Origin of the sequence: Amycolatopsis eburnea (assembly GCF_003937945.1) — a bacterium.
Lineage (GTDB): Bacteria > Actinomycetota > Actinomycetes > Mycobacteriales > Pseudonocardiaceae > Amycolatopsis > Amycolatopsis eburnea.
Map to the genome: position 1 here is coordinate 18862 of NZ_RSEC01000046.1, position 24933 is coordinate 43794.

Consider the following 24933-nt stretch of genomic DNA (forward strand, 5'->3'; position numbering starts at 1 on the left):
GCCTCGACAGCCGGGCGCGCGCTTCACCTTCCGAGTGAATCGAACGGCCGCACGCGGGTCTAAGCGAAGACGTCCCGCCGCGCCGCAGCCCATTCCGCGTACGTCGTCCCCGGACGGCCGAGCAGCTCTTCGACGACACCGGTCGGTACCTGCGGGTGCCGCAGGGTCTCTTCGAAGCCGTCCAGCAGCCAGTCGACGGCCGTTTCCGGGACGCCGTAGCCGATCCACTGCGCACGCTGCTCCTCGCGGGTCAGCTCGCGGAAGCGGATTTCCCTGCCCAGCACCGAACCCAGCGTCGCGACCTGCTCACGCAGGCTGATCGCCTCCGGTCCACTGAGGACGTGCGTGGCGCCGACGTGCCCGTCCTCGACGCACACCCGGGCCGCCACCGCCGCGATGTCCCCGAGGTCGATCGGCGTCTGCGTGGCGTCGCCGTAGGCCATCCTGACCTCGCCGGCGCGGACCATGTCCGCCCAGTCGAGCGTGTTGTTCATGAACACCCCCGGCCGCAGGAAGGTCCAGGCGAACCCGGCCTCCCGCACGGCCGCCTCGACGGCGCCGTACTCGTTGCCGCTGGAGCCCTCGTGGCCGTCCCCGACACTGCTGCCCGACAGCGCGACCACCCGCTCGACCCCGGCGGCGGCCGCGAGTTCGCAGAACCGCCGCACGGTCCGCGCCATCGGCGCCAGGTAGACCGCCGAAACCCCCTTGAGCGCCACCGGCAGCGTGGCCGGCTTCGCCAGCGAGCCGACCACCACCTCGGCGTCCGGTGGCAGCTTCGCGCGTCCGGGGTCGACGGTCAGCGCGCGCACCGGCACGCCCGCGGCCAGCAGTTCGTCGACCACCAGGCGCCCCACGCTGCCGGTCGCGCCCGTCACCAAGATCGTCATCGCAATCCCCTTCTCGTATGCCGTACGACATCGTACGGTATACGAGAAGGGGTCAGGCGCAGCCGGCGGCGTCCACCGCGAGCAGCGGGTCGTTGACCGGTCGCGCGGTGATCGGCGTCGACTCCTGGACGCTCAGCGCGCCGTCGCGCAGGGTGTACGCCGTGCGCGTGCCCGAGTAGGTGAACTGGCCGGTCGGCCGGCTGACGTCGTCGTTCTCGCTGGCCACGACGGCGAACGCGCGGCCGCGCTCGAAGGGGTTGCACGTGTAGCCGAGGTGGGCCGCGACGCCGCCGCCTTCGGCGAACGAGAACGGCTGGTCGTCCGGACCCACGACGGGGCTGAGGGTGCGGCCGTCGAAGTGCAGCGCGGAGAAGAACGTCGTGTTGGCGCCGACCGACCGGGTCACGATCAGCTCGGCGCGGCCGTCGCCGTTGAGGTCGGCCACCCGCAGGGCCTCGAGGCCGAACTGGCTGTCCAGCGGGAGGCGGATCGAGGTGGAGGTGCCGTCCACGGTGGCCGAGATCAGCTGGTCGTCCCCCGTCTGCCGCACGGTCACGGTCTCGAGCTCGCCGTCGCCGTTCAGGTCGGCGGCCGTGGTGACCGGGGGCGCGGCCAGCGCCGGCGCGGCGGCGGCGAGGCCCAGCGCGGCGGTGACGCCGGCGACGGTCGCGGTGCGGACGATTCCGGTGCGGTTCATGAGATCTCCCTCCACCTTCCGGTGATCTTTTCACCGGAAGTGCTCTCGTGAAGAAAGACGCTCACGCTGCCGCGGGGTGCGCCCGGGGTGTGATGTGCCACACAAACGCAACCGGGCCACGGCGGAATGCCGGCGGCCCGAATTTAGTCATATTTCTTGACTATCAAGAACCTTGACCGGGAGCCGAAGATGTCCGTCATCGAAATGACCACCTTCACCGTGAAGCCCGAGAACACTCAGGCGATGCTGGCCGCGCGGCCGGGCATGGTGGCGGCGTTCCGGGCCGACCGGCGCGGGTTCCGGTCCGCGCGCCTGGTCCGCGTCGGCGAGAACACCTGGCTGGACTTCGTCGAGTGGACCGACGACGCCGCGTGGGACGAGTCGAAGGCCAAGGGCGCGAACCTGCCCGCCATCGCCGCCTTCTTCGGCACCATCGACGGGCTCGTCGGCGCCGAGCGCGGCGTGCGCTACGACGACCCCGGGGACGCTCGCGTGCGGACCGTCGCCTACGGGCCCGAGCCGTCGCAGGTGGGTGAGCTGTACCTGCCCGAAGGCGACGGCCCGTTCCCCGTCGTGGCCCTGTTCCACGGCGGCTACTGGACGGCGCTCTGGGACCGCCGCCAGCTCACCGGTGTCGCCGACGACCTGGTCGCGCGCGGGTACGCGGTGTGGAACGCCGAGTACCGGCGGATCGGCGAGCCCGGCGGCGGCTGGCCCGGGACGTTCCTCGACGTCGCCGCCGCGGTCGACGCCCTGGACGGCATGGACCCCGCCCTCGACACGAGCCGCGTCGTGCTGCTCGGCCACTCGGCGGGCGGGCACCTCGCCGCGTGGGCGGCCCACCGCCAGGCGCTCCCGCCGGCGGCGCCGGGCGCCGGGCCGAAGGTGGTTCCGGTCGGCGTGGTGACCCTGGCCGGCGCGCTCGACCTGGAGACCGCCGCCGCGACCAAGGTCGGCGCCGTCCTCGCCGACCCGGCGGCCGAGCCGCCGGCGGATGCGCCCGAGCCGGCCCGGCCGGAGCTGTGGCCCGCCATCGCCGAGACCGTCGGCGACGGCGTCGTCCCGCTGCTCATCGGCGGGCCCGAACACCTCGGCTGGGCGTCGCCGCTCGAACTGCCCGACGCGGGCGTCCCGGTCCTGGCGGTGCACGGCACCGCGGACGAGGTGGTTCCGGCAGGGTGGAGCCGCCGCTACGCGGAGCAGAGCGGGGAACGTCGCTACGTCGAGGTCGACGGCGGAACCCACTTCGACGTCGTGCGGCCCGAGCACCCGGCCTGGCCGGCCGTCGCCGAGTGGATCGGCGTCAGGACCGGCCGCGCTGGTGCTCGGTGATGTCGATCAGCACCCGCTTGAACTCCCGGTAGCCGCGCGGCCCGACGCGTTCCTCGTGCCGCCGCTGGATGGCGGCCATGATCGCGTCGGCCGCGCGCATCTGGGCGAGCCCGCGCCCGGTGGGGCAGATCAGCTTCGCGCGCCGGTCACGCGGGTCGGGCCGCCGCTCCACGTACCCGAGGGCTTCCAGCTCGTCGACGAGCGTCCCGATGATCTGCTTGTGCTGCCCGGACGAGCGCGACAGCTCGGTCGCCCGGACGCCGCCTTCGTCGAGGTACGCGAGCACGGCGCCGTGGCGGGGCTTCAGGTCGTCGAAGCCCTCGGCGGCGAGCGTGGCGAAGAGCTCCCGCTGGACGGCGAACAGCAACCGGCCGGACAGGACACCCAGATCGGGGTCCGTCGCGTTCCGCTCCGCCCGGGTCACCACGTCCCCACCTTAACGACCCGGCTCACGTGCGGAACAGTCCAACCACCCGGCGTTCCTGTTGGTTGAACTTTGCCCGATTCGCCGCTAAGCTCCGTTCCGCACTGGGAGCGCTCCCACATGGATCAGCACCACCTCATCGCCGAGAATGGAGGCCCATCCATGCGCAAGTGCAACATCCTCGCGCTGATCATCGCCACGCTGACCGGACTGCTCATCTGGGTACCGGCGGCGTCGGCGCACGGCACCATCGTCAGCCCCGCCACCCGCGCCTACCAGTGCTGGACGGACTGGGGCAGCCAGCACACGAACCCGGCCATGCAGCAGCAGGACCCCATGTGCTGGCAGGCTTTCCAGGCCAACGCCGACACCATGTGGAACTGGATGAGCGCGCTGCGGGACGGGCTCGGCGGCAACTTCCAGGGTTCGACGCCCGACGGCCAGCTCTGCAGCAACGCCCTGTCCCGCAACAACGCCCTCAACACCCCGGGCGCGTGGAAGACCACCAGCCTCGGCAGCAGCTTCTCGATGCACCTGTACGACCAGGCCAGCCACGGCGCCGACTACTTCCGGGTCTACATCAGCAAGAACGGGTTCGACCCCACCACCCAGCGCCTCGGCTGGGGCAACCTCGACTTCATCACCCAGACCGGGAAGTACGCCCCCGCCAAGGACATCACGTTCAACGTCCAGACGTCCGGCGCCTACCGCGGACGCCACGTGGTCTTCACGATCTGGCAGGCCTCGCACCTGGACCAGACCTACATGTGGTGCAGTGACGTGAACTTCGGCTAGCGGGGCGCGGCGAGGTAGGCCGAGACCGCCTCGCCGTCCCCCGCGTCGGAGATCAGGCCGAGGTGGCCGTCGGGCCGGATCAGCACGAGCGTGCGCCCGGTCGCGCCGTAGGCCTCGGCGAGGCGACCGGCGGTGTCGGCGATTTCGCCGGCACCGGCCGGCCGGTCCACCACGCGGAAGATCCGCGGGCCGGGCGGCAGGGTCGCGTTCCCGAAGTCCAGCACCGTGAAGCGGCCGCCGCGGGTCAGGTCGAACAGCCGGCACGCACCGTCCACTGTCGACAGCCCGGTCGCGTCCGGGGCCCGGTCGCCGGCCCGGAGCGCGGCCGCCTCGTCGCGGTCGTCGCGCGCCAGGACCGAGCCGCGGTAGTTCACGGCGAGCTGCGTCGTCCGGGCGTCCCGGCGGATCGGGATGCTCTTCTCGTCGACCGCCTGCTTGAGGCGCGCGTCGGAAAGCGCGAGCACGTCCGCGGCGACCGGCCGCCGTTCGGCCTCGTAGCTGTCGAGCAGCACCGGCGAGGCACCCATTGCGAGCTTCCAGCCGAGGTTGTGGGCGTCCTGGATACCGGTGTTCATCCCCTGCCCGCCGGCGGGCGAATGGATGTGCGCGGCGTCGCCGGCGAGGAACACGCGCCCTTCGCGGTAGCGGGCGGCGAGCCGGACGTTGGCGCGCCACAGCGAAACCCACTCCGGCTCGCCGAGCCGGACGTCGGTGCGGCCACTGCGGCGTTCGAGGACCGCCTGCAGGTTCGCCAGGCCGAGCCCGGGATCCTGGCCCGGCGTGACGGAGGCCTGGTACTGGAACAGGTCCGTCGACGGCAGCGGGCAGAGGGTGACGAGCCCTTCCGCGTGCCGCCACATGTGCCAGGCCTCGCGATCGAGCCCGTCGACGCGGACGTCGGCGACGATCATCCGCACCTCGTCGCGGGTTTCGCCCTCGAACGGGATCCCGGCCCGCTTGCGGACGACGCTGTGGCCGCCGTCGCACCCCACCAGCCACCGCGCGGTGACCGTCTCGGTTTCGCCGTCCTTGACGAGCACCGCCGACACGCCGTCGCCGGACTGCTCGAAGCCGTCGAGCGCGGTCCCGAACTCGACGGTGCCGCCGAGTTCCGCCAGGCGCAGCCGCAGCGCTTCTTCGACGCGCCATTCGGGCGTGATCAGGCCGGCCGGGTAAGGGATGCCGGGGCGCTCCCCCGGGTCCGGCTCGTTCGACGTCACGCGGCCGTCGGGGCCGGTCGACCGGATCGGCATCCCCAGTCGGCCGTGGGCGAGCACGCGGTCGACGACGCCGAGGTCGTCGAACACCTCCAGCGTGCGCGGCTGGACCCCCTTGCCGCGCGAGCCCGGCCGCGGGACGGGGGCGGCCTCGACCAGGCGGAACGGGACGCCGCCGCGCGCGAGTTCGCAGGCCAGCGTGAGGCCGGTCGGCCCGGCACCGGCGATCAGGACTTCGGGTGACATCGTTCCCCCCGCACGTAAGAAAGTCTTTCCTTTCTTGTCAGGCTAGCCCGGGTTGTCAAGAAAGGAAAGACTTTCTATCGTGGGGTGTGCCCACCGAACCCGTCCGCCGTCGCCGGCACGGCAAGCAGCTCGAAGCCGAACTGCTCGCCGCGGGCTGGGACGAGCTGGTGGAGACCGGCTACGCCCGCCTGACGATGGAGTCGATCGCCGTCCGCGCGCACACCAGCGAGGCCGTGCTCTACCGCCGCTGGGCCCACAAGGACGAGGTCGTCCTGGCCGCGATCGAGCACTACGGCGCCACCCACCCGGTCGCGGCCCCCGACACCGGCACCCTGCGCGGCGACCTGATCGCCGGGCTGACGGCGCTGGGCGAAACCCGCGCCACGTTCTTCGCCATCGCCGCGGCCACCGCGTTCTCGGGACTGCTGGCCAGCACCGGCCTGACCCCCGCGCAGGTCCGGACCAAGATGATGGGCGAGGCGGCCAACCCGCGCGAACGACCCCTCTACCGGCGCGCCCACGACCGTGGCGAGATCGACCTCGAGCGCCTGCCCACCGCCCTGCTCGAAATGCCGTTCGACCTGGTGCGCCACGACCTGCTCATGGAGCTGAAGGCACCGTCGCCCACCCGCATCCGGGCGATCGTCGACGAGCTGTTCCTGCCGCTGCTCGACCGGGCTGGAGAGTGAACCCGAACCGCGCGATCACCGGACCCCAGCGCCGGTAGGTGGCGAGGTCGTCGAGCATGCCCGGCCAGGTGGGGCGGGTGAACCCGGGCCGCGCGATCACCGGACCCAACACCAGTAAGTGGCTAGGTCGTCGAGCGCGCCCGACCAGCTGTGGCGGGTGAACCCCGGCCGCGCGATCACCGGACCCAACACCAGTAAGTGGCTGGGTCGTCGAGCGCACCCGGCCAGCTGTGGCGGATGAACCCGCCAGCGCGATCACCAGGCCCCAGCGCCGGCAAGCAGCGAGCCGCCGAACACCCCCGACCACGACTAGAGAGTGAACCCGAAGCGCGCGATCACCGGACCCCAGCGCCGGTAGGTGGCGAGGTCGTCGAGCGTGCCCGGCCGGTGGCTCGCCTCGAGGCCGCGGTGCAGGCGCGCCCACTCCGCGAGGTCGTGCTCGGGGAGGGCGGGGACCAGTTCGCCGGGCTCGGCGTCCTTCGTCCCCGGCGCCAGCCGCGCGACGAAGCCCACCCAGCTGTCCCCGTCCGCGTCCTGGAGGGCGAGGAGCAGCGGGTTCGCCAGCGTCGGGTGGCCGGCGACCGCCGCGAGCAGGGTCAGCACCGCCTGGAACCCGCCCGGCCGCCCGTCGCCGCCGAGGAAGCGCGACCGCGACCCGACGTGCTGGGTCGCCCGGATCAGGCGGTAGGTGTTCATCAGCCGCTTCGCCGCGCGCGGGCTGGTGACCAGCGCGCCCAGCTGCTGGGCGAACTCCACCTCGGGCCCGGTGAGCCCGATCCGCTCCCCCGGGTCGGCGGCGGCCGCGGACCCGGGCTCGACGTCCAGCTTGGCCCGGGCCGGCGTGCGCTCCTCGCCGGCGGTCACGACCGGCAGGCCGGCGTCGATCGTGTCCGCCGGGTCCGCGCGCACCGGCGGCACCGGGAGGTCCGCGACGCTCCCGATCAGCCGGGCGTAGGAGTCCGGGTCCATTTCCGGCAGGGTGAAGGGGATCTGGAAGATCTTCTCGAGGTATTCGACCGGCATGCCGCGCAGGTAGGCGTCGGTGCGCGGGTCGCCGCCGACGGCGAGGTCGCGGTACTGGTGCCACAGGCTGCTGCTCAGCCAGCGCGGGTCCACGCCGACGACGACCACGAACAGCTCCAGCGCGAGCAGCAGGTGCACGGCTTCCAGCACTTCGAGGACCTTCGCCGGCGGGCACCGGTCGAGGTCGTCGATGTAGAGCACGACCCGCGAGACGGGTTTGACGCCGGCTTCGCGGCTCCGGCGGTGGTTGCGCAGGAGGGCGTCGAGGAACCGGAAGTCGCGGTGCAGCGTGCCGACCACGCCCTGGTGCTTCTGGTACCCCGAGGCGCGGTCGTTGAGGAACTCGTACAGCTTCCGCCCGACGCTGAGCGCCTCGGCGGCGGCCCGTGCGGTCGCGATCTTCTCGTCGAGCGCGGTGATCGCCTGCGTGGTCTCGGCGATCGCGCGCTCGGCGTCGGCGAGTTCGAGGTCGAGGACGCGCTCCTCACGGCTTCGCTTGCTCCGCAGGGTTTCGCGCGCCTCGGTGGTGATCCGGATCGCGTCCTGGACGTGCCCGAGCGCGGTGTTGACCCGCTTCGCGGCCGGCCGGACCAGCTGGGTGACCCCGACGATCGAGGCGGTGGTGGCGCCCAGGGAGTAGAGCCACTCCACTCCCCCGCGCCCCGCGAGGGCGATGGTGAGCACGGCCAGCACGGCGAACGCGGCGGCGAGCGTCGCGACCACGGACTTGGGGCCGATGCCCCGCCAGAGGGCGGGCAGGTAGCCGGCCGTGGTGCGGAGGTCCTTGCCGAGCCCGGTGAGCTCGTCGATCGCCGGTTCGAAGCCCAGCTCCTTCGAGACGTCCTTCAGCTTGGCCTGCACTTCGGGGTTTTGGGCGAGTTCTTTGGCGACGTCGGTGAGCCGGACCTTCTCGATCTCCGCCTTGCGCTTCTCCGCGGCCTGGGTCCGCCGCCGCTTGAGCTGCTTGCGCTCGTCTTCCAGCTGCGCGCACTCGGCGTCCAATGTGGACTTCGCGTCGCGGTAGGTCTCCAGTTCGGACAGCAGCGCCTCACGCCGGGCGCGGTGCGCGTCGCCGTGGCTGCGGTGCCAGTTCTCCCGGAGCTCGGGGTCGACGGGTTCGGGGTCGGCCAGGCGCTCGAAGATCTCGATCGCGAGACTCGCCCAGAGGCTGGTGTCCGCGTAGTGCCAGGCGTTGAAGCGGATCTGGGTGATGGTGAACTCGCCGTCGCCGGGAACGCGAGCGGCTATCCGTTCCCGCATCTTCTCCATGAAGAAGCTCTTGCCGGTACCCCACTTGCCGAAGAGCCCGATGGAGAGGGGCGGGGTGACGGCGGGGTCGGTGATGACTTCGCAGACGGCGTTGACGTCCCCCTGGACGTCCAGCTGGTCGGCGCCGCCGGTGCCGTCGTTGCGGTAGCCGTGGGCGAAGCGGACGCCGTTCAGGACGGGCCAGAGGCGCGAACCGGGCGGGGCGACGGCCTCGTCGATCTCGGTGAGCAGCGCGCTCCACGCGCCTTCGCTCTTGAGCGATTCCAGCAGGTTGGGGGCGTCGAGCCCCAGCCCGAGCAGGAACAACCGCCCGTCGAGCACCTCGTGGCGGGTCTTCGCGACGACGTCGGCGTCGAACCAGCGCGCGACTGCCTCGTACCACTCGTCCCAGTCGCGCTGCCGTCGCGGGCTCCGGGTGACGACCGACCCCAGCCGGCCGGCGGCGTACTCCGGGTGCCGTCGCGCGATCGCCCGGACGATTTCCAGCGTGGTCAGCCCGGTCGGGGGCAGGCTGTCGGCCACCGCCTGCATGCTGCGCGACAACGGCACCAGTCCATGGGTGGCCGTCCCGGTGAGCCGCGCGAGGTTGGCCAGTGCCACGTCAATGTCGGCGCCCATCTGCCGCAGCCGCTGGGGCAGCTCGCCGCCCCGCTGGTTCCGCGCCGAGCGCAGGATCGCGATCGCGATGTCGGCGAGGTCGACGACCCGGCCGCGAGGCAGCACCCGCAGGTGGGCGTCAAGGGCACTGGCGAACTCGAGGGCCATCGGCCCGTCACCGGCGGACGAGCCGAGCGTGAGCTTGTCGAGCGAGAGGATCGACCCGAGCCGGTCGGGTTCCACGCCGCTGTCCAGCAGCGCGCGCCTGATGCCCTCGTCCAGGAGCATGAGCGCCACGAGCGCGGTGGACCTGGTGATCCCGGCCATGTCGCCGGCCCCCGACAGCTGGCGGTACCGCTGCGCGGCCGAGACCGTCGCGGCGAACTCGGGGATCCGCGGGCCCGGCCTGCGGCCCGACGCCTCGATGAGCTGCACGACGGTCGGCGGAGTGTCGGTCACCCTCGATGAGTCGCCCTCAGCGGGGCGATCGTTTCAGGGCCCGGTCGATCGCCGGCATGTTCTCCTCCGCCCACGTCCGCAAGGCGGCGAGCGGCACCTCCAGAGACAGGCCCAGCTCGGTCAGGCGGTAGTGCACCTTCGGCGGGACCGTCGGCTCCACCCGGCGGGCGACGAGCCCGTCTCCGGTCAGGCTCTGCAGGGTCGCCGACAGCATCTTCTGCGAGACGCCCGGCATGCGGCGTTGCAGCTCCGCGAACCGCACTTCGGCCGGGGCGGCTTCGGCCAGGACCTTGACCGCCATGGACGTCCACTTGGTGCCGATGCGGTCGAGGAGCTTGCGGGTCGGGCAGGCGGGGTCGAAGAGGTCGCCGCGCGTGCCTTTCGGTGAGGGGGTCACCTGGAGCTCACCACCTGTCGGGGAAGTGCCGTCTTGGCCCGGCCGGGCCGGTTACTTACGCTCAGCCGGTAACTGATGGTAACCCCTTGGCGGAGGTCACGTGCGCGAGCGGCGAATCAAGGCGAACGGCATCGAGGTGAACGTGGCCGTCACCGGGGAGGGGCCGGCTTTCCTGCTCCTGCACGGCTTCCCGCACACCTGGCGGCTGTGGACGGAGGTCGTCCCGCACCTCGCCCGGCACCACCGCGTGATCGCGCCGGACCTGCGCGGCCTCGGCGCGACCACCGGTGCGGGTGGCTACGACGCGGGAACCCTCGCCGACGACGCCGAGGCGCTCCTCGACGCGCTGGGCGAACCCGAGGCGACGGTCGCGGGCATCGACGCGGGCACGCCACCCGCGTTCCTGCTGGCGATGCGGCGCTCGGAGCGGGTGCGACGGCTCGTGCTGATGGAGTCGCTGCTCGGCCGGCTGCCCGGCGCCGAGGACTTCCTCGCGGGCGGGCCGCCGTGGTGGTTCGGGTTCCACGCCGTGCCCGGGCTCGGCGAGACGGTGCTCGCCGGGCACGAGGCCGAGTACGTCGACTGGTTCCTCGACGCGGGCACGCTGGGGCGCGGAGTGCCGCCGGCGATCCGGGACCAGTTCGCGGCCGCGTACACCGGGCGCTCGGCGTTGCGGAGTGCCTTCGGCCATTACCGGGCGATGCCGGAAAGCGCGCGGCAGATCGCCGACGCCGTCGCAGGCGGACGGCTCACCGTGCCCACGACGGCGATCGGCGCGCACCCCGTGGGGGACGCCCTCGCCCGGCAGCTGCGGCCGGTGGCCGACGACCTCACGGAGCACGTGGTCGAGGACTGCGGGCACATCATTCCGCTGGACCGGCCCGACGCTCTGGTGCCGTTGCTGCTCGGGTGACGAGCGGCGGCGGGCCGGTCCGCAGGTCCAGGTGGCGAGGGTCGAACGAGCTGCGCCCGGCCCGCCGGCCGAGCCGCCGCAGTGTCAGCCCAAGCCCTGCTGGCCCAGCCAGTCCTTCGCCACGTCCGCTGCCTTCTCGCCCTCCGAATCCACTCGCTTGTTCAGCTCTCGCATCCCCTCCGTCGTCAGCTTGGCGCTCACCGCGTTGACCACCGCCGCGAAATCGGCGCCGCGTTCGTCCAGGACCTTCTTGTTCACCGCCGGGACCACGTTCTCCGTGGGCACGATGTTCAGGTCGTCCTTCAGCGCCACGTACTTCGGGTCGCCGGCCAGCGGGCTCACCGAGTCGACCGGGATCACCGTGACCGCGCCGGAATCGAGCTGCTGCGCGCGCGGGCCCAGCTCCTGCACCGTCTGGAACGTCACGTTCGTCAGCTTGTAGACGTCCGTGAAGCCCTTGAAGCACGTCGTGCGCTTCTCGCACTCCGGGCCGCCCGCCAGGACGACCTTGTCGAGCTTCTTCAGGTCGCCGATGGTCGCGATGCCCTTCGACTGCGCCAGGTCCGCCTTCACGATGTAGGTGTTCTTGTCTTCGGCCGCGGCGTAGTCCAGCAGCGAGACGCCGCTGGGTTCGAGCAGCTTCGCCAGCTGCTCGTGTTCGCCCTTCGCGTCCTTCACCGGCTCCTTGCCGAAGCCGGCCGCGATCGCCGAGCCCTGGTACTCCGGGATGAACTGCAGCTCGCCCGACTTCAGCGACGGGTAGATCAGCTCCCGCGAGCCCAGGTTCAGCTTCTTCGCCACCGGGTAGCCCTTGGCTTCCAGCGCGCCGGCGTAGATCTCGGCCAGGATCTGGCTGTCGGTGAAGTTGAAGGACGCGACGACGATCGGCGCCCCGCCCTTGCCCGCCGCGGCGGGCTTGTCGTCCCCGCCGCCGCACGCTGTCAGGCCCAGAGCGGCCACCGCCAGCAGCGCGGCCACTCGGATGTTCCGGGTCCAGCCCACGTCCCACTCTCCTTCGTCAAGATCGGACGGTCAGGACACTAGCCAGCACCACCGACAGAAACCACATGCTGGGATTCACCCGGCGAGGTGCGCACGCAGCGTCGAGCCCTCGTATTCCGTGCGATACCGGCCCTTGCGCTGCAGGATCGGCACGACGTGGTCGACGAACGCGGTCAGCTCGTACGGCAGCGTCGATCCCATGATGGTGAACCCGTCGACGGCGCCGGCGTCCTGCCAGGTGAGCACGTGGTCGGCGAGCTGCTCGGGCGTGCCGACGAAGTGGACCTGCCCCGCTCCCCCGGTGATCCGCGCCGCGATCTCGCGCAGCGGGGCCTCGGGCCGCTCCCGCGCCGCCGCCGCGAGCTGCTGCAGCCGGGACGACCCGCCGCCGTCGCGCAGCCCGGCGGGCAGCGGGGCGTCCGGGTCGAAGGCATCCGGGTCGAGGCCCGCGGTGTACAACGCGTTCTGCCAGCGGAACTCCGGGCTGGCCAGCTCTTCGAGCCGTTCCGCGCGCGCCTTCGCCTCGGCCTCGGTGCCGCCCAGCGTCACCATCAGCGCGGGCAGGACCTTCACCGCCGACGGGTCCCGGCCCGCCGCGACGACCTGCGCGTCCAGCTCGGCGCGGAACTTCACCGCCGCTTCGAGCGACGGCGGGCCGGAGAACACCAGCTCCGCGTACCGGGCGGCGAGCCCGATCCCGGCGGCCGACTGTCCCGCTTGGACGAGCACCGGCCGTCCCTGCGGCGACCGCGGGAACGGCAGGACGCCCTCGACGTCGTAGAACCGGCCGTGGAAGCGCGGCGCGCGCAGCTTGGCGCGGTCGGCCCAGACGCCCTTCTCGCGGTCGCCGACGATCGCGTCCTCGGCCCAGCTGTCCCACGCCCGCGTGACGACGTCGACGAACTCGTGCGCGCGCTCGTACCGGTCGGCGTGGTCGGGGTGGGCCTTTTCGCCGAAGTTGGCCGCGGCCAGCGGGGTGATGGTGGTGACGATGTTCCAGCCCGCGCGCCCGCCGCTGAGGTGGTCCAGCGTGGCGAACCGGCGGGCCAGCTCCCACGGCTTGCTGTAGGTCGTGGACCCGGTGCCGATCAGGCCGATCTTCCCGGTGACCGCGGCCAGCGCGGACAGCACGGCGATCGGGTCGAACTGCGTCTGCGGCAGGTGCGTCACCCGGTATTCGGCGATGGCGATGTTGTCGGCCAGGAAGATCGAGTCCATCAGGCCGCGCTCGGCGGTCCGCGCGATGTCCGCGTAGTACGGCAGCCCGAGCACCCCGCGGACGTCGTCGCCGACCACCCGCCACGCGGACTCGTGGTAGCCGTTCGGCCAGATGAAGGCGTTGAAGTGCAACGAACTCACAGCGCGGCTCCTTCGATCGTGCTCGCCGCGTCGGCGGCGGTGCGCCCGTGGACGGCCGGGCGGCCGCCGTACGGGTCCTGCCCGGTCCACAATGCCGTCGGCGCGGCCGCGCGCACCACCGGCACGACCTCGGCGGCGAACCGTTCGAGCATGGCGAGCTGCTGCTCGTGCGGGATCATCGTGGGCAGGCTGAAGGACTGCAGGTCGTGCCCGTAGGCCTCGTGCCACCACAGGATCTTCTCGGCGACCTGCGCCGGGCTGCCGACCAGGACCGGCCCGCGCGCGATCGCGTCGTCGATGGTCGGGAACTCCATCGCGTTGCCCGGCGTGTGGTTCCCCGGCTGGTTGAAGTACTCGACGATCCGCTCGTAGGTCGGGCCGAACGCCTCCCGCGCCTCCTGCGTGGTGTCGGCCAGGTACAGGAATCCGGCGCCCGCCCCGACGAAGGCGAAGCGCGGGTCGTGGCCGTGTCCGGCGTAGTGCTTGCGGTAGTGCTCGATCAGCACGGTGTAGTTGTCGCGCGGCTGGATCGCGTTCGCGGAGAACAGCGGGTCGCCCCACCGCGCCGCCAGCTCGGCCGACGTCACCGTGGTCGCCGAACCGTGCCAGACGCGGGGCGCGCCGGCGAACGGGCGCGGCAGGCTGGTGACCTCGCGCAGCGGACCGCGGAACCGCCCCTCCCAGGTGACGTCCTCCTCGCGCCAGAGCCGCCGCAGCAGCGCGTACTTCTCCGCCAGCGCGTCCCACTGGTCGCCGTTCCCGATGCCGAACATCGGCAGCTGGCGCAGCTCGTTGCCCTTGCCGATGACCAGTTCCAGCCGGCCGCGGGACAGCTGGTCGACGGTGGCGTAGTCCTCCGCGACGCGCAGCGGGTCGTGGATCGACAGCACCGAAACGCCGGTCTGGATGCGGACGCGGCTCGTCGTCGCGGCGATCGCGCCCAGCAGCACGGTCACGCCGCTGCTCAGGAAGTGGCCGGCGTGGCGTTCGCCGAGCGCGACGGCGTCGAACCCGAACTCCTCGGCGTAGCGCGCCGAAGTGAGCGCCTGCGCGAAACGCTCGTCGGTGCGGATCCGGCGGCCGGTCACCGGGTTCGTCAGGTGGGGCAGGATGTCCAGGACCTGGAATCTCATCGCGGTTCCTCGCTCGCGCCGGGGGTACGCGATCATCGTGCGGAAACCGGCTGTCCGGGCGGCGGCCGTCCCACCCCTCGGACGCTCAGGTGCGGCGGAGCCCGTTGACGAGGACCCGCACGAGCCGGCGCGGGTCGTAGGCGGTGCCCGCGCCGGCGCACAGGCTGCCGACGCCGCGCATCAGCTCGTACGGGTCCTGGCCGGGCTCGATCTCGCCGGCCGCCGCGGCCGCGTCCAGCAGCCGCGTGCACACCGGGCCGAGGCGCTCCAGGAAGTAGGCGTGCAGCGGGTCGTAGCACGGTTCGTCGGACTGCAGCACCGACGCGAGGCCCTGCTTGGTGATGACGAAGTCGACGAACCGGTCGATCCACGCGGCGAGCGCGCGGTGCGGACCCGGTTCGCTCGCCAGCAGCGCCGGGCCGGCTTCGGCCAGCGACTCGACCTGCAGCCGGTACACCGCGAGGATCAGGTCGGCGCGGGTCGGGTAGTGGCGGTAGATGGTCGCCGTGCCCACGCCGGCCCGGGCGGCGATCTCCCGGATCGGCGCTTCGACGCCAGCGGTCACGAACACCGCAGCCGCGGCCTCCAGGACGTTCTCGGCGTTGCGCCGCGCGTCGGCACGCTTCACCCCCGCAGGCTACCGGCCCCGACCCGGTCGCCGACGTCCAGCAGCAGCCCGGCGAGCTCGGCGGGCGCGGTGATCATGCAGTCGTGCCCGGTGGCCAGCTCGCGCACGTCCGCCGGTTCGCCGTTCGGCTGCACCGCGGGCACCGGGCGGCGGTCGAACCCTTCGGGCTTCACCGTGCAGTGGATGTGCGTGCGCGGGATGGCGTCGAGCGCCGGGTTGTCCATCGCCACCGGCTCTTCCAGGCACCGCAGCGACTGGTCGCCCAGCATGGTCCGCACCCAGGCGACGTCGCCGGGATCGGTCACCCCGAAGAGGCCGAAGGGCGCGGGGAGCTCGGGCAGCGGCGGCACGCGCCAGCCGTCGCCCAGCATGGCCCGCGTGGCCGGCATGACGTCGAGCGCGTTCTCGCCGTCGGTGGGCACCATCGCGTCGAGGTAGACCAGCCGTGCGATGCGCTCGGGCACCTGGTTGGCGACGGCGGAGATCACCAGGCCCGCGTAGCTGTGCCCGACCAGGACGACGTCGCGCAGGTCTTCCTCGACCAGCAGCCGCACGACGTCGGCGGTGTGCGTGCCGAGCCCGACGTCGGGCCCGAGCAGGTGCGCGGTCTCGCCGTAGCCGGTCAGCGTCGGGGTGAAGACCCGGCGGCCGCTCGCCGCGAGGTGGGGTACGACCCGCGCCCAGGCCTGCCCGGTGTGCCAAGCGCCGTGGACCAGCACGTACGTCGTCGTCATGAACGGTCACCCTTCAAGTGGGACAGTGTCCCGGTTACTATATGGGACAGTGTTCCACTTAGGAAGTCTGGGTGTCCCACCAGACTTCGCGCCCGCCGCTGGGCCGGGGCGGCCCGCGGGCGGTTCACTGGGACTCCCCGCGGGTGCGGGCGGAGAAGGGGGAACCGGGCGCGATGCGGATGGCCGAGCTCAGCGCGGAAACGGGTGTTCCGGTCGCGACGGTGAAGTACTACCTGCGCGAGGGACTGCTGCCCGCCGGCCGCCGGGTCGGGCCCAACCAGGCGCAGTACACCCCCGAGCACGTCAAGCGGCTGCGGCTCGTCTGCGCGCTGCGCGAGATCGGCGGGCTGTCGCTGGCCGAGGTGGCCGACGTGCTCGGGGTGCTCGACGCCGGCCGTGCGGCCCGGGTCGTGCTCGGCGTCGCGCAGGACGGCCGGGTCACCGTCCGGCCGGTTTCCGCGGCGGCGCGGGCGTGGGCGCTCGGGCGCGTCGGCGAGCTGTTCGGCGCGCCGGCCGACGACACCGATCCCGCCGTGGCGAACCTGGTCACCGTGCTGGCCGTCTGCCACGGGCTCGGGCACGACGCCGTCTCCGGCAAGCTCGCCGAGTACGCCGCCCTCGCGCGTGAGGTCGCCGCCGTCGACGCGGCCTTGATCGACGACGTCGGGCCGTCCCGGCGCCCGGCCGAAACCGCGCTGATCACGACTCTGCTCGGCGAGCGGCTCTTCGCGGGGTTGCGGCACTTCGCGCTCGTGGACGCGCTGGGGGCGGCGCCGGCCGAGGCCTGACGCGCGCATGTCATGAAAGGGTCGTTCATGTCGTCTGGCGAGGTGAACGACCCTTTCATGACATCTCCGGCTCGCTCAGCGCGACCGGTTCAGCGGCGCCCGGCCCGCGTACTCGGCCGCCGTGCCCAGGTCCTCCTCGATCCGCAGCAGCTGGTTGTACTTCGCCGTGCGGTCGGCCCGCGACAGCGACCCCGTCTTGATCTGACCGCAGTCCACCGCGACCGACAGGTCGGCGATCGTCGTGTCCTCGGTCTCCCCCGACCGGTGAGACAGCACAACGCCGTACCCGGCGCGCGAAGCGACCTCGACCGCGTCGAGCGTCTCGGTCAGCGTGCCGATCTGGTTGACCTTGATGAGGATCGCGTTGGCGACGTCCTGCTCGATGCCCTCGGTCAGCAGCCCCACGTTCGTGCAGAAGACGTCGTCGCCGACGAGCTGGATCTCCTCCCCCAGCGCCCGCGTCACCAGCTGCCAGCCGTCCTTGTCGTCCTCCGCCATGGCGTCCTCGATGGACGCGATCGGGTACCGGGCGACCAGGTCGCGCAGGTAGCCGGCGTGCTCGGACGCCGAGCGCTTCACCCCTTCGCCGCGGTAGTGGTAGATCCCGTCCTCGTAGAACTCCGACGCGGCCAGGTCCAGCATCAGCGCCACGTCGTCGCCGGGCACGTACCCGGCGCGCTCGATCGCCCGCACCACGAAGTCCAGCGCCTGCTCGGCCGTGTCGAGCTGCGGCGCGAAGCCGCCCTCGTCCCCGACGTTCGTGTTGTGCCCCGCGTCGCGCAGGATCCCGCGCAGCGTGTGGAAGACCTCGGCGCCGATCCGGACCGCATCGGCGAAGCTCGACGCGCCGACCGGCGCGATCATGAACTCCTGGAAGTCGATCCCGTTGTCGGCGTGCACCCCGCCGTTGACGATGTTCATCATCGGCGTCGGCAGCCGGTACGTGCCTTCCCCGCCGAGGTGGCGGTACAGCGGCAGCACGTGCGCCTGCGCGGCCGCCTTCGCCGCCGCCAGCGAAACCCCGAGGATCGCGTTCGCGCCCAGGCGCGCCTTGTTCGGCGTGCCGTCCAGCTCGCACAGCACCCGGTCGACCTCGACCTGCGACCGCGAATCGAGGCCGACGACCGCGGCGGCGATTTCGCCGTTGACCGCGGCGACGGCCTTCCGGACCCCCTTGCCCAGGAACCGGCCCGGATCACCGTCCCGCAGCTCGACGGCCTCGCGCGTGCCCGTCGACGCACCCGACGGCACCGCCGCGCGCCCGAACGACCCGTCGGCCAGCTCGACGTCGACCTCGACCGTCGGGTTGCCGCGGCTGTCCAGGATCTCCCGGCCGGTGACTTGGACGATGGCAGTCATGGTTCTCCTCAGCGGCACGACGGCGTCGCACCTCGGGGTCAGGGGAAGGTCCGGCGGGACGAACACGGCACGGGCGGGACGACGTCGTCACCTGCCACCGGCCGGACCGGTACCACCGTTCTACCGGGCCGCCACTGGGGAAAACCCCAGCATCGCGCCGCCCATCGCTGCCCCCGACGTAGTTCACGCGTCCTGGAGGATCCGGGTGATCTCCCCCGGATCCTCCGACGCGCGCAGGACGTCCAAGTGCGCCGGGTGGACGAGCAGCGCGGTGATCCGGCAGAGGATTTCGACGTGCGCGGCGGCCGACGCGGCGATCGAGATGCACAGCGAGACTTTTTCACCGTCCCACGGCACGGGATCGGTGAACCGGGTGACGACCAGGCCCGGGTTGACCAGAAGGTAGTCGTGGATGCGCAATCCGTGCGGAACGGCGATTCCGTACCCGAGATAAGTCGACGCACGGCGTTCCCGCGCGTGCAGCGAGTCACGGTATCCGGCGTGGACGGACCCGGCGCTTTCGAAGGCGTTTCCGATGTGCGCCAAGGCTTCCCACCGAGTGGTCGCCGCGACACCGAGTTCGACCGCGTGCACGCGCAGGGGTAGCACTTTTTCGTTCGTCACTGAGGGGTTCTTTCCTGGGGATGGGGGAAAAGACGGCCGGGTCACGTCGTCGTGCGCGCTCACCGTACGGCACGGCGGCGCGATCCGGCGAAAACCCGGTCGCGCGTCACACCATTCGCAAAATTGCGCGAAAACGCTTCGAATATCGGCGCGCTCGCCGTTGTCAAGTATTTCCGGACAAGTCTGGGGAAATCCGGGTCCGCGCCCCGGCCGGGGCCGGTGCCGCGCGCGCCCGGCCGATGGGCCAGGCTGGGAACCCGCCGGCACGGGCTCCGGCGATCGCGCGCGGACGGGAGAGCTGTGGCTGTTCGGAGTGGGGTGCGGGCATCGGCCCGGCCCGAGCTGGCGGGCCGGGACTGGGAACTGCGGGTGCTCACCGACCGGGCGCGGGCCGCCGCGCTCGGCGAGGGGCAGGCCGTGCTGCTGCGCGGGCCCGCCGGGATCGGGAAGACCGGGCTGCTCGCCGCCGCGCTCGACGGGCTGGACGGCACCGTGCTCACCGTGACCTGCGCCGACACCGGCGCCGGGGCCTACGAAGCGGTCCGGGCGCTGTTCGGTCCACTGTGGCCGCGCGGCGACGCCGGCGAGGCCGGCCAGCTCGCCGGCAGCGCCCGGCTCGCCCTGCCCGCGCTCGCCCCCGGCCGCGGCGACGGCACCGCCGACACCTACTCGGTGATGCACGGCCTCTACTGGCTGGTCGCCGGCCTGGCCGCCCGCGGCCCGGTCGTGCTCGCCGTCGACGACGCCCAGTGGTGCGACGAAACCTCCCTGCGGTGGCTGGGCTTCCTGCTGCGCCGGGCCGAGGACCTGCCGGTGCTGGTGCTGCTGACCCAGCGCACCGGGTCCGACGGGCCGGGCCCGGCGGTGCTCGCCGAACTCGGCACCGCGGCGAACTGCCTCGCGGTCGACCTCGCGCCGCTGACCGCCGACGCGGTCGCCGACGTGCTGGCCGCCGGGTTCGGCACGGCCCCGGACCCCGAGTTCGCCCGCCACGCGGCCGAGATCACCGGCGGCAACCCGTTCCTGCTCGACCGCGTGGTCGGCGCGTTGCGCGGCCGCGTGCCGCCGGACGCCGGGCACGTCGGCGAACTCGACGAGCTCGGCCGGGAAGCCGTGGTGCGCCCGCTGCTGGACCGGCTGTCCCCGGACGCGCTGGCCGTCGCGCGCGCGATCGCCGTGCTGGGCGGGGAAGAGCTGGAGACGATCGCCGCGCTCGCCGGCACCCGGCCCGGGCCGGCGCGGCACGCCGTGCAGGCGTTGCGCGACGGCGAGCTGCTCGAACCGGACCGGCTGGACTACGCCCACGACCTGATCCGCGCCGCCGCGCTGAACACCGCGGAGCCGGCCGAGCTGGCCCGCCTGCGCGAACGCGCGGCCACGCTGCTCAACGACAGCGGCCGCTCCAGCGAGGAGGTCGCCGTCCACCTGCTGGTGCTCGACGGGCCGCCGCAGCCGTGGATGGTCACCGTCCTGCGGGAAGCGGCCGCGGCGGCCGAAAGCCGGGGCGCTCCCACGGCGGCGGCGCGGTACCTGACGCAGGTGCTGCGGGCCCACGCGGACGACGTCGCGGTGCTCGTGCACCTGTCCCGGGTGCTCGGGCAGACCGACCCGGCGGCGTCGCTGCGGCACCTCGAGCACGCGCTCGGGCTGGTGGCCGACCCGCGGCGGCGGGTGCCGATCGTCATGCAGTACGTCATGGTGTCGCTGGGCGCGCAGAATTCGCGGCGGTCCTACGCGCTGGCGACGGAGGTGGCCGACGCGCTCGAAGCGGTGATCGGTCCCGCCCCCTCCCCCGCCGACCGGGCGCTGCGCATGGTCGGCCAGTCGGCGCTGCTGCTGTCCGGATTGGACGAAAAGGCGACCGTTTCCCGGGTCGGCGCACGGTTGCGCGACGTCGTCCCGCCGCCGGGCGACACCGCCGAGGAACGCGAGCTGCTCGGCATGCTCTCGTCGCTGGGAACGTTGCAGGGGCGGCCCGCCGGCGAGGTCGTCGCCCAGGCCGCCCAGGTGCTGCGCATCGGCGACGTCGCCCCGGGCGGCTGGGCCGTGCTCGGCGCCGTGCTCACGCTCTACCTCGCCGACCGGCCCGAGCCCGCGCTGGCGGCGCTCGGCGGCGTGCTCGACCACGCGCAGCGCCGCGGCCAGGGCTGGACCTACGTCCTCGGCGCGACCACGCGCGCGCTCGTCCACCAGTTCTGCGGCAACCTCACCGACGCGCTGGCGGACGCGCAGTACGCGTTCGACGTCATCACGCAGGAACGCTGGGCACCCGGCACCGCGATGCCGCAGACCGTGCTGGCCTCGCTGCTCGTGCGCCAGGGCGACCCGGCCGGGGCGGAAGCGGCGCTGGCCGCGATCGTGCGGCCGCGGCTCGAGCACTTCACCCTCGAGTACCACTGGTACCTGATCGCGAAGGCCCGCGCCCGGGCCGCGTCCGGCGACGTCGAAGGCGCGCTCGCCGTACTGCGGACCTGCGGGGAAAGCCTGGCGGGCAACGGGATCGGCAACCCGGTGCTGGCGCCGTGGTGGTACGAATCGGCCGAGCTGCTGGGCGGGCTCGGCCGCCGGGCCGAGGGCGAGGCCGTGCTCGACGACGTCGAACCGGCGGTCCGCCGCTGGGGCACCAACCGGGCACTGGGCATGCTCCAGACGTCGCGCGGGGTGCTGGCCGACGGGGACGCGGCGATCGAGCGGCTGCGCGAGGCGGCCGAGCTGCTCGCGGATTCGCCCGCGAAGGTGGAGCAGGCGAAGGCCGAGTACCTGCTCGGCAGGCGGCTGCTGGCCCGCGGGGACGCCGAAGGCGCGCGGGAACGGCTGCGCCGGTCGATCGACCTTTCCGTGCTCAGCCGGGACAAGCAGCAGCTCGGGCTGTCGCTGCCGGCGCTGGCCGAAGCGGGCGGCCGGATGCGCCACGGCACGGATTCGCCGTCGGACGCCCTGAGCGGCAGCGAGCGGCGGGTGGCCGAGCGGGCCGCGGAGGGCGCGACCAACCGGGAGATCGCCGAGTCGTTGTTCATCACGCAGCGCACGGTCGAGGTGCACCTGACGAGCGTCTACCGGAAGCTCGGCATCGGCGGCCGCGCCGAACTGGCGGCCGCGTTGCGCGACCACTGAGTCACGATCGGTCGCGAATTGCCCGCCCGTCCCCGGGAATCCTGGCCGCGCGGGCAGAGCTCCGCCCGCGGGCGCCCGCCCCGGTGTCACCCCCGCTGAGGCGGCTTAGGCTGCCCTCGGTCCGGGTCGACGCCGACCCGGCCGGAGGAGGTCGTCCCCGTGCGCCAATCGCGTCTCGTCGGCCGGGAACGCGCGATCAGCGTGCTCGACGACCTGCTCGCGGGCCTGTCACGGGGCGAGGGGGCGACGGCCTGCATCTCGGGGGCCGCCGGTGCCGGGCGAACGGCGTTGCTTTCGCGGGTGGGCGGCGTCGTGGCTTCTTGTGTGCCGGACGGGGTTCCGTTCGGGGCGGTGACGCAGCTGGCGGCGGCTTTGCTGTCTCCGGCCGCTTTCGGTGACCTGGTGAGCGCGTGCCTCGACGATCGGGAGGGCGCGGCGGGGCGGCTGTGCGACGCGTTCACCGGCCTGGCAGTGAATCGGCCGGTGGTGCTGGCCGTGGATGACCTGCAGTGGGCGGACGAGTGGTCGGTGCGGTGGTTCGCGGAGATGGCCGGGCGGACTGGTGAGGTGCCGGTGCTGCTGGTGGCTACGGCGTACGAGCCGGTGGGGTGGGGGCAGCGGATTCCGGTGGCCCCGTTGACGCCGGCGGAGACCGCGGTGCTGGTGCGGCAGGTGCTGGGTGAGTTGCCGGTGGAGGTCGAGGCGGCGGTGCTCGACGTCGTCCGCGGGCGGCCGGCGGTGCTGCACGAGCTGGCCGAGCGGTGGGTGGATACTTCGGGCGAGCGGTGGAGCCCGGGACGGGCGGCGGCTTCGGCTGAGCAGTACCCGGCCGCCGACGGCTGGGTGACGGCCTCGGCCGAGCAGTACCCCGCCGCCAATGGCTGGGCGGCACCCCCTGGCGAGCAGTGGACTCCGGCGCGGGCGACAGCTGCCGGGCGGGCGGTGACCTCGGCCGAGCAGCACCCCGCCGCCACTGGCTGGGCGGCACCCCCTGGCGAGCAGTGGACTCCGGCGCGGGTGACAGCTGCCGGGCGGGCGGTGACGTCGGCGCGCGCGGCCCGGATCCGCCGGGGGCTGCCGCCGGATGCGCTGAGGCTCTTGCGGGCGACGGCGGTCTCGGAGCGGCTGGACGTCGTCGCCGCGGCCGAGCTGGCCGGGCTGGAGGCGGCGGAGGTGCCCGGGGCGCTCAGTGCGCTGGAGGCGAGCGGCCTGGTCGCGGACGGGCGCCCGGCGGAGCCGCACCTCGCCGCGGACGTGCTGGCGGAGCTGGCCGAACCGGAGCGGGACGAGCTGTACCGCCGGGGCGCGGAACTGGCGCACCGGACGGGGGCGGGTGCGCTCGTCGCGGCGGAACTGCTGCGTGCGGCGCCGCCGGTCGGCGAGCCGTGGGCGCGGGCGGTGCTCACCGAAGCGGCCGAACAGTGGTCCGCCCAGGGCAACCCGCTGGCGGCGGCCGAGTCCCTGCGGCGCGCGCTGGCCGAGCCCGCCTCCCCCGCCGAACGCGCGACACTGCTCGTCCGGCTGGCTTCGGCGGTGGTCCGCCGCGATCCCGACCACGCGGACCGCAGGCTGGTGCAGGTCCTGGCCGAACCGGCGCTGGCCACCCTCCCCACCGCCACGACGGCGGCGGACCTCCTCCTCGCGCGCGGCGACGCCGAGACGGTGCACCGCCTGGTCGCGGAACCGGGCCGGGCGTCCACTGTGGACCCTGCCCTCGTGGCGCTGGCCCGGCTCGCCAGGGAGGAAGGCGCGGCCGATCCGGAAATGCCGGTGCCGCCGCTGCCCGGCACGGACACGATCGGCGTGGACCCGGCCCGCCCGGCCGCCGCCGACCCGGCCGCGGTCGACCCGGCCACGGCCCGTCCAGCCGCAGCCCCGGTCGGAGCCGCAGCCGCTGTGTTAGCCGGAGTCGATGCCGCAGCCCGAGCCAGTGCCGGTCCCGGTGCCGCAGCCGCAGCCGCAGCCGCTCGCGGTGCCGGTGCCGGTGCCGGTGCCGGTGCCGGTGCCCAAGTCGAAGCCGCCACCCGAGCCCCGGTCGGAGCCGCAGCCGGTGCTGCAGCCCGAGCCGGAACCCCAGCCAGTGCCGCGGCCGCATCCGGAGCCAGTGCCGGCGCTGGTGCAGCAGCCGGAGCCTCGGTCGGTCCCGGTGCCGCAGTCAGCACCGACACGCGCAACGAGCGGCACACCCCGCCCAAGCCCCTCCCCGCCTTCCCCGGCACCACCACCCCAGACCCCGCCGACGCCGGGGTCGCCGCCTTCCGGCTCGCCGTGCGCGGGGAACACCGCGCCGCCGTGCTCGATCTCGCCTCGCGTGCACTCGTCGTGCGGGAAGAAGCTCCGCTCATGCCGCGGATCGCCGCCTGCCGGGCGTTGGTCTGTGCCGGTGTCCTGGGTGATGCCGTCGACGCGCTCACCGTCGTCGTCGCGGCCGCGCGGCGCCGGGATGCCCGCGCCGCCGCTGCTCAGGCTCTCGTGCACCGGGCCGCCGTCGCGCTGCGGGACGACCGTCCCGAGGAGGCGCTGCGGGATCTCGCCGCCGCCGATCGGGAGTTGCCCGTGCGGTGCTGGCATCCGCTCGCCCTGCCGTTGCGGGTCGCCGTCGAGATCACCGCGCGGCTGCGGGTCGGGCGGATCGAACACGCGCGGCACCTCGGGGCCGAGCCGCTGCCCCGCCCAAGCGGGTACGGGGCGGCCGTCGCGTTCCTCCGGCACGCCGAGGCGGAACTCGCGCTGGCCGAAGACGACCCGGCCAGCGCCCTCGAGTCGGCTCTCGAATGCGGACGCGTCCTGCGCGCACGCGGGTGGGTCAACCCGATGGTCGCCACCTGGCGGACGACGGCGAGCCTCGCGCTGCGCCGTCTCGGGGAGCACGGCGCCGCGGCCGCCCTCGCCGCCGAGGAGCTGGCCCTCGCCGAACACTGGGGGACGGCCGCCGCGCTCGAACCGTTGCGCGAGCGGGCCGCCGCCGGGCCGCGGCGTACCGTGCCCGCGCCGCGGCGGCCCGCCGATCCGCTGCCCGCGGCGCGGTTCCCGGTGACCCGTCCCGACGCGCTCTCCCCCGCCGAACGCGACGTCGCCGAACTCGCCGCCCGCGGGCTCGCCAACCGCGAGATCGCCCGGGAGCTGTCGATCGCGCTGCGGACCGTCGAGCTGCGGCTGACCAAGGTGTACCGCAAGCTCGGGCTCAACGGCCGCGCGGCGCTCGCCGACCACTGGCCCACCCGGACGCCAAGGAGCTGACGCG

General features: G+C 73.4%; 20 protein-coding genes. 7 read left to right on the forward strand and 13 right to left on the reverse strand.

The window, feature by feature from the left end:
- Positions 1–59: 59 nt before the first annotated feature.
- Together EIY87_RS19955 and EIY87_RS19960 are read right to left on the reverse strand one after the other, a co-directional pair.
- Entirely contained in the window at positions 60–890 is an 831-nt protein-coding gene (locus EIY87_RS19955; RefSeq protein ID WP_125310375.1) for an NAD(P)H-binding protein, read from the reverse strand.
- 52 nt (positions 891–942) lie between these two features.
- Entirely contained in the window at positions 943–1587 is a 645-nt protein-coding gene (locus tag EIY87_RS19960; RefSeq protein WP_125310377.1) for an FG-GAP repeat domain-containing protein, read from the reverse strand.
- A 189-nt stretch (positions 1588–1776) separates the two neighbouring features.
- On the opposite strand from EIY87_RS19960, the gene EIY87_RS19965 reads away from it, so the two are divergent.
- Positions 1777–2919, forward strand: a complete 1143-nt coding sequence (locus EIY87_RS19965; RefSeq protein ID WP_125310379.1) for an alpha/beta hydrolase — start codon at positions 1777–1779, stop codon at positions 2917–2919.
- Here EIY87_RS19965 and EIY87_RS19970 read toward each other — a convergent pair.
- The gene (locus EIY87_RS19970) at positions 2891–3346 is read right to left on the reverse strand and encodes a MarR family winged helix-turn-helix transcriptional regulator (protein ID WP_125310381.1); all 456 of its coding nucleotides are present in this window, start codon (positions 3344–3346) and stop codon (positions 2891–2893) included. The genes EIY87_RS19965 and EIY87_RS19970 overlap by 29 nt on opposite strands.
- Before the next feature lie 159 nt (positions 3347–3505).
- Between EIY87_RS19970 and EIY87_RS19975 the strand changes: the two genes are divergently transcribed.
- Positions 3506–4138 carry a lytic polysaccharide monooxygenase auxiliary activity family 9 protein gene (locus tag EIY87_RS19975; RefSeq protein WP_125310383.1) on the forward strand — a complete coding sequence of 211 codons (633 nt, stop codon included), beginning with the start codon at positions 3506–3508 and terminating at the stop codon, positions 4136–4138.
- On the opposite strand, the gene EIY87_RS19980 is transcribed toward EIY87_RS19975, so the two are convergent.
- On the reverse strand, positions 4135–5601 hold the full coding sequence (locus EIY87_RS19980; protein WP_125310385.1) for an FAD-dependent oxidoreductase: 1467 nt from the start codon (positions 5599–5601) through the stop codon (positions 4135–4137). The genes EIY87_RS19975 and EIY87_RS19980 overlap by 4 nt on opposite strands.
- An 86-nt stretch (positions 5602–5687) precedes the next feature.
- On the opposite strand from EIY87_RS19980, the gene EIY87_RS19985 reads away from it, so the two are divergent.
- Positions 5688–6290 (forward strand): TetR/AcrR family transcriptional regulator, encoded by a 603-nt coding sequence (locus tag EIY87_RS19985; RefSeq protein WP_125310387.1) that lies wholly within the window; start codon positions 5688–5690, stop codon positions 6288–6290.
- Positions 6291–6599: 309 nt separating this feature from the next.
- Here EIY87_RS19985 and EIY87_RS19990 read toward each other — a convergent pair whose 3' ends face one another.
- Both EIY87_RS19990 and EIY87_RS19995 read right to left on the reverse strand, forming a co-directional pair.
- Positions 6600–9638 carry a P-loop NTPase fold protein gene (locus EIY87_RS19990; protein WP_125310389.1) on the reverse strand — a complete coding sequence of 1013 codons (3039 nt, stop codon included), beginning with the start codon at positions 9636–9638 and terminating at the stop codon, positions 6600–6602.
- A gap of 16 nt (positions 9639–9654) precedes the next feature.
- Entirely contained in the window at positions 9655–10035 is a 381-nt protein-coding gene (locus EIY87_RS19995; RefSeq protein ID WP_125310391.1) for a winged helix-turn-helix transcriptional regulator, read from the reverse strand.
- A gap of 100 nt (positions 10036–10135) precedes the next feature.
- On the opposite strand from EIY87_RS19995, the gene EIY87_RS20000 reads away from it, so the two are divergent.
- On the forward strand, positions 10136–10948 hold the full coding sequence (locus EIY87_RS20000; protein ID WP_125310393.1) for an alpha/beta fold hydrolase: 813 nt from the start codon (positions 10136–10138) through the stop codon (positions 10946–10948).
- A gap of 84 nt (positions 10949–11032) precedes the next feature.
- Here EIY87_RS20000 and EIY87_RS20005 read toward each other — a convergent pair whose 3' ends face one another.
- The 5 genes from EIY87_RS20005 to EIY87_RS20025 form a co-directional block, all read right to left on the reverse strand.
- A complete protein-coding gene (locus EIY87_RS20005; RefSeq protein WP_191984192.1) occupies positions 11033–11950 on the reverse strand; it encodes an ABC transporter substrate-binding protein in 918 nt (305 codons plus the stop codon).
- Positions 11951–12025: 75 nt separating this feature from the next.
- Positions 12026–13309, reverse strand: a complete 1284-nt coding sequence (locus EIY87_RS20010) for an NtaA/DmoA family FMN-dependent monooxygenase (RefSeq protein ID WP_125310395.1) — start codon at positions 13307–13309, stop codon at positions 12026–12028.
- A complete protein-coding gene (locus EIY87_RS20015) occupies positions 13306–14442 on the reverse strand; it encodes an LLM class flavin-dependent oxidoreductase (RefSeq protein WP_125310397.1) in 1137 nt (378 codons plus the stop codon). Before EIY87_RS20015 ends, EIY87_RS20010 begins: the two co-directional genes overlap by 4 nt.
- An 85-nt stretch (positions 14443–14527) precedes the next feature.
- Positions 14528–15070: a TetR/AcrR family transcriptional regulator gene (locus EIY87_RS20020; RefSeq protein WP_125310399.1), complete on the reverse strand. Its 543-nt coding sequence runs from the start codon at positions 15068–15070 to the stop codon at positions 14528–14530.
- The gene (locus EIY87_RS20025) at positions 15067–15804 is read right to left on the reverse strand and encodes an alpha/beta fold hydrolase (RefSeq protein ID WP_125310401.1); all 738 of its coding nucleotides are present in this window, start codon (positions 15802–15804) and stop codon (positions 15067–15069) included. Before EIY87_RS20025 ends, EIY87_RS20020 begins: the two co-directional genes overlap by 4 nt.
- Positions 15805–15875: 71 nt before the next feature.
- On the opposite strand from EIY87_RS20025, the gene EIY87_RS20030 reads away from it, so the two are divergent.
- Positions 15876–16592, forward strand: a complete 717-nt coding sequence (locus EIY87_RS20030; protein WP_225439948.1) for a MerR family transcriptional regulator — start codon at positions 15876–15878, stop codon at positions 16590–16592.
- Between the two features lie 75 nt (positions 16593–16667).
- Here EIY87_RS20030 and eno read toward each other — a convergent pair whose 3' ends face one another.
- Together eno and EIY87_RS47650 are read right to left on the reverse strand one after the other, a co-directional pair.
- Positions 16668–17951, reverse strand: coding sequence for a phosphopyruvate hydratase (gene eno, locus EIY87_RS20035; protein WP_125310403.1), 1284 nt, complete (start codon positions 17949–17951; stop codon positions 16668–16670).
- A 183-nt stretch (positions 17952–18134) separates the two neighbouring features.
- A complete protein-coding gene (locus EIY87_RS47650) occupies positions 18135–18575 on the reverse strand; it encodes a PTS sugar transporter subunit IIA (RefSeq protein ID WP_158641314.1) in 441 nt (146 codons plus the stop codon).
- 300 nt (positions 18576–18875) lie between these two features.
- On the opposite strand from EIY87_RS47650, the gene EIY87_RS20045 reads away from it, so the two are divergent.
- A complete protein-coding gene (locus tag EIY87_RS20045; protein WP_125310405.1) occupies positions 18876–21689 on the forward strand; it encodes an ATP-binding protein in 2814 nt (937 codons plus the stop codon).
- Between the two features lie 159 nt (positions 21690–21848).
- Positions 21849–24929 carry a LuxR family transcriptional regulator gene (locus EIY87_RS20050; protein ID WP_125310407.1) on the forward strand — a complete coding sequence of 1027 codons (3081 nt, stop codon included), beginning with the start codon at positions 21849–21851 and terminating at the stop codon, positions 24927–24929.
- Positions 24930–24933: the final 4 nt, after the last annotated feature.

Bases quoted from the DNA above. Each gene is read 5' to 3' on its own strand.
- EIY87_RS19955 (WP_125310375.1), bottom strand. From the start codon at position 890: ATGACGATCTTGGTGACGGGCGCGACCGGCAGCGTGGGGCGCCTGGTG.
- EIY87_RS19960 (WP_125310377.1), bottom strand. From the start codon at position 1,587: ATGAACCGCACCGGAATCGTCCGCACCGCGACCGTCGCCGGCGTCACC.
- EIY87_RS19965 (WP_125310379.1), top strand. From the start codon at position 1,777: ATGTCCGTCATCGAAATGACCACCTTCACCGTGAAGCCCGAGAACACT.
- EIY87_RS19975 (WP_125310383.1), top strand. From the start codon at position 3,506: ATGCGCAAGTGCAACATCCTCGCGCTGATCATCGCCACGCTGACCGGA.
- EIY87_RS19980 (WP_125310385.1), bottom strand. From the start codon at position 5,601: ATGTCACCCGAAGTCCTGATCGCCGGTGCCGGGCCGACCGGCCTCACG.
- EIY87_RS20015 (WP_125310397.1), bottom strand. From the start codon at position 14,442: ATGAGATTCCAGGTCCTGGACATCCTGCCCCACCTGACGAACCCGGTG.
- EIY87_RS20025 (WP_125310401.1), bottom strand. From the start codon at position 15,804: ATGACGACGACGTACGTGCTGGTCCACGGCGCTTGGCACACCGGGCAG.
- eno (WP_125310403.1), bottom strand. From the start codon at position 17,951: ATGACTGCCATCGTCCAAGTCACCGGCCGGGAGATCCTGGACAGCCGC.